5 protein-coding genes are annotated in these 3473 nt (G+C 72.0%); 4 read left to right on the top strand and 1 reads right to left on the bottom strand.

Annotated elements, in window-relative coordinates:
- Positions 1-294: 3'-5' exonuclease (locus VFM98_RS09475; RefSeq protein WP_325109675.1), on the top strand; the 294-nt coding region annotated here is incomplete at its 5' end.
- Positions 291-689: a hypothetical protein gene (locus tag VFM98_RS09470; protein ID WP_325109674.1), complete on the top strand. Its 399-nt coding sequence runs from the start codon at positions 291-293 to the stop codon at positions 687-689. The genes VFM98_RS09475 and VFM98_RS09470, both read left to right, overlap by 4 nt.
- A 12-nt stretch (positions 690-701) precedes the next feature.
- Here VFM98_RS09470 and VFM98_RS09465 read toward each other — a convergent pair whose 3' ends face one another.
- Positions 702-1166 carry a hypothetical protein gene (locus VFM98_RS09465; RefSeq protein WP_325109673.1) on the bottom strand — a complete coding sequence of 155 codons (465 nt, stop codon included), beginning with the start codon at positions 1164-1166 and terminating at the stop codon, positions 702-704.
- A gap of 148 nt (positions 1167-1314) precedes the next feature.
- Between VFM98_RS09465 and VFM98_RS09460 the strand changes: the two genes are divergently transcribed.
- Positions 1315-2040 (top strand): response regulator, encoded by a 726-nt coding sequence (locus tag VFM98_RS09460; protein ID WP_325109672.1) that lies wholly within the window; start codon positions 1315-1317, stop codon positions 2038-2040.
- A complete protein-coding gene (locus tag VFM98_RS09455; protein ID WP_325109671.1) occupies positions 2037-3413 on the top strand; it encodes an ATP-binding protein in 1377 nt (458 codons plus the stop codon). The genes VFM98_RS09460 and VFM98_RS09455 overlap by 4 nt, the downstream gene beginning before the upstream one ends.
- Positions 3414-3473: the final 60 nt, after the last annotated feature.

Below are 3473 nucleotides of genomic sequence, written 5' to 3'. Positions count from 1 at the left end.
GGCGGCGTGGCGAGCGAAGCCTTCGCGGCGCGCCTGCAGGAGGAGCGCCGCCTGATGTACGTGGGCATCACGCGCGCCCAGCGCTCGCTGGTGGTGAGCTGGAGCAAGAAGCGCAAGAAGGGCCGCGAGATGATCGCGGCGCAACCGAGCCGCTTCATCGCCGAAATGGCGCTGGACAAGGCCACGGTGAAGGAAGACCCGCGCGAAAAGCTCAAGGCCTTGCGGGCCGAGTTCGCGAAGAAGAGCGCGGAGGCGGCCGCCGCTGCCGCAGCGGCCACGGCGCGCGCGGCATGAAGGTGCTAGCTCTCCTGCTGCTCGCCTGCACGGCGCCTACTTTCGCGCAAGGGCAGGACTGCCCGCACTCCAGCGAAGTCGCCGCGCGCCACCTCTACGGCCTCTGGCGCGCCGAGTTCCAGGGCCAGGGCCATGTCGGCACCCTGCTGCTGGAAAAGCACACCGTCTACGCGGAAAGCGTGAGCGGCACCATCAACCGCAACGGCGAGCGCCGCCCGCTCGCCGGCGACGTGGAGGACGGCGACTTCACGCTGGAGGAATCCGCCGACGGCGTGCACATCGCCGCGACCTGGCTGGGCGAGGTGGTGGAGGGCTCCTGCGGGCGCGAGATCCGCGGCACCTGGAAGGCCGAGCGCGATCCGCAGACGCACGCCTTCGTGCTGCGCAAGCAGTAGCCCTCCCAGGCCTCAGCGGCGACCGTAGCCGAGCGGGCCCCAGCCGCCGACCACGCGCGACTGCTGCTCGGGCGTGAGCACCGCGTCCAGGTCCGCCAGCGCCTTGTCCTGCGCCTCGTGGCCGGACTGCATGGCCTTCGCGTGCTGCGTGACGGCGCTTTCGTAGGCCTTCCAGGCGCCCTCCTGGGCCGGCGTGATCTTCAGCCGCTCCTTCAGCGCCGCCAGGCGGGCGGCCAGGATGGCATCCACGTCCGCGCCGGCCAGGCCCATCATGCCGGGGCCGTGCCCCATGCCCATGGGCCCCATGCCCATGCCGTGCCCCATCATCCCCATGCCCATGCCCATGCCGGGCCCGTAGCCGTAGCCGGGCCCGTAACCCGGGCCGCCGCCGAAGCCGGGGTGGCCGAAGGCGGCACCCGCGAGCGCCAGGGACGCCGCCACCGCGGCGGCTGCAAAGAGGCTGGTTCTGGTCTTCATGATCGACTCCTTTCCGTGCCCTTTCATTCAAGCGCAGGAAGGCGCGCCGCGCGTGTCAAGGCTCGGCCGTTTTGTCGCGCTCTGCGACAACGCCGTTGTTTGACATGGTGTGATACGCAGCGGCGGACGAACGGGCTGTAATACGGCCATGGAGCGCAGCGACCACATCCTGATCGTCGACGACGACGCCGAGATCCGCACGCTGCTGCAGCGGTACCTGGAGAAGAACGGCCTGCGCGCGACGGCCGTCGCCGATGGGCGCGCCATGCGCCAGGCGCTGGACCGCGGCGCCTTCGACCTGGTGGTGCTGGACGTGATGCTGCCCGGCGACGACGGCTTCACCCTGTGCCGCGAGCTGCGCGCGCATTCCGACATCCCCATCGTGATGCTGACGGCGCGCGGCGAGGAGATGGACCGCGTGGTCGGCCTCGAGCTGGGCGCCGACGACTACGTGCCCAAGCCGTTCAGCGCGCGCGAGCTGCTGGCGCGCATCAAGGTGATCCTGCGGCGCGCGCGCAGCCTGCCGCGCAACCTGCAGCCGGAGGAGCAGCGCAGCATCCGCTTCGGCGGCTGGACGCTCGACACGGTGCATCGCCACCTGGTTTCGCCCCAGGGCATCGTCACGCCCATCGGCGGCGCCGAGTACCGGCTGCTGCGCATCTTCGTCGCCCACCCGAACCGCGTGCTCACGCGCGACCAGCTGGTGGAACTGACGCAAGGCCGCGAGGCCGAGGCCCTGGACCGCAGCATCGACGTGCAGGTGAGCCGCCTGCGCCGGCGCCTGGGCGACCACGCGGACGACGCCGTGATGATCAAGACCGTGCGCGGCGAAGGCTACGTGCTGACGGTGCCGGTGCAGCAGGAAGGCGCATGAAGCGCTGGCTGCCGCGATCGCTCTTCGGCCGCCTGCTGCTGGTGCTGGCCGGGGGACTGCTGGTGGCGCAGCTGCTCAGCGCCGCGATCAACCTGGCCGAGCGCGACCGCCTGCTCGTCGCCGCCGGCGGCATGCAGCAGGCGCAGCGCATCGCGGACGTCGTGAAGCTGCTCGATTCGCTCGGGCCCGCCGAGCGCGCGCGCATCGCCTCGGTGCTGAACGTGCCCCCGCTGGTGCTGACCCTGCAGCCGGCCGCCACGCCCGCGGAAAGCGCGGAGGCGCCGCGCGCGCTGGTGTTCACGGCCTTCCTGCGCGCCTCTCTCGGCGGCGAGCGCGAGGTGCGCGTCGAGGCCGGCGCCCCGTGGGCCGGCGGCCCGGACTTCGGGCCCGGCCACCACCACAGGATGATGATGGGGGGCAGGCCCGGTGCGCCCGGGCCGGCGCTGCGCACCCAGGTGCAGTTGCGCGACGGCAGCTGGGCACGCTTCGACACGCAGCTGCGGCCGGCTTCGCAGACGCCGCCGTGGCGGCTGGCCCTCGCGCTGGCCGTCCTGCTGCTCGCCGTGCTCGGGCTCTCCTATGTCGCGGTGCGCTGGGTGACGCGGCCGCTGCACGTGCTGGCCGAGGCCGCCGACGCGCTCGGCCGCGACATCCACCGGCCGCCGCTGGCCGAAGACGGGCCGACCGAGATCCGCCGCGCCGCCCTCGCCTTCAACAGCATGCAGCAGCGCCTGGTGCGCTTCATCGAGGACCGCACGCGCATCTTCGCCGCCATGTCGCACGACCTGAAGACGCCCATCACGCGCATGCGCCTGCGCACCGACCTGCTGGAAGACGAGGAGCTGCGCCAGCGCTTCGAGGCCGACCTGAAGGAGATGGAAACCATGGTCACGCAGACGCTGGAGTTCATGCGCGGCATGGGCAGCGGCGAGGCGCGGCAGGAGGTCGACGTCAACGCGCTGCTGGAGAGCCTGCAATCCGACAACGAGGCCATGGGCCGCGAGGTGCGCCTCGAGGGGCAGGCCCGCGCCGCCTACCCCGCGCAGGTCTCGCTGCTGCGGCGCTGCCTGGCCAACCTGGTCGACAACGCGGTCACCTACGCCGAGCGCGCGACGCTGCGCGTCGAAGACACGCCGCAGGCCCTGGTGATCCGCGTGCTCGACGACGGCCCCGGCATCCCGGAGAAAGAGCGCGAAAAGGTCTTCGAGCCCTTCTACCGCCTCGAGGCCTCGCGCAGCCGCGCCACCGGCGGCACCGGCCTCGGCCTCGCGATCGCGCGCAACATCGCGCGCCTGCACGGCGGCGACATCGCCCTGCGCAACCGCAGCCCGCGCGGCCTCGAAGCGACCTTGACCTTGCCCCGCATCGCGTAGGCTAATGGGATGGACGCCCCCTTCCTCTACGGCATCTGAGGTGCCAAAGTGGAAAGGGTT

The sequence above is a fragment of the Ramlibacter sp. genome, from assembly GCF_035706265.1.
Lineage (GTDB): Bacteria > Pseudomonadota > Gammaproteobacteria > Burkholderiales > Burkholderiaceae_C > Ramlibacter.
The sequence above is the reverse complement of the archived record's forward strand: the minus strand, read 5'-3'. Positions and strand labels throughout refer to the sequence as shown.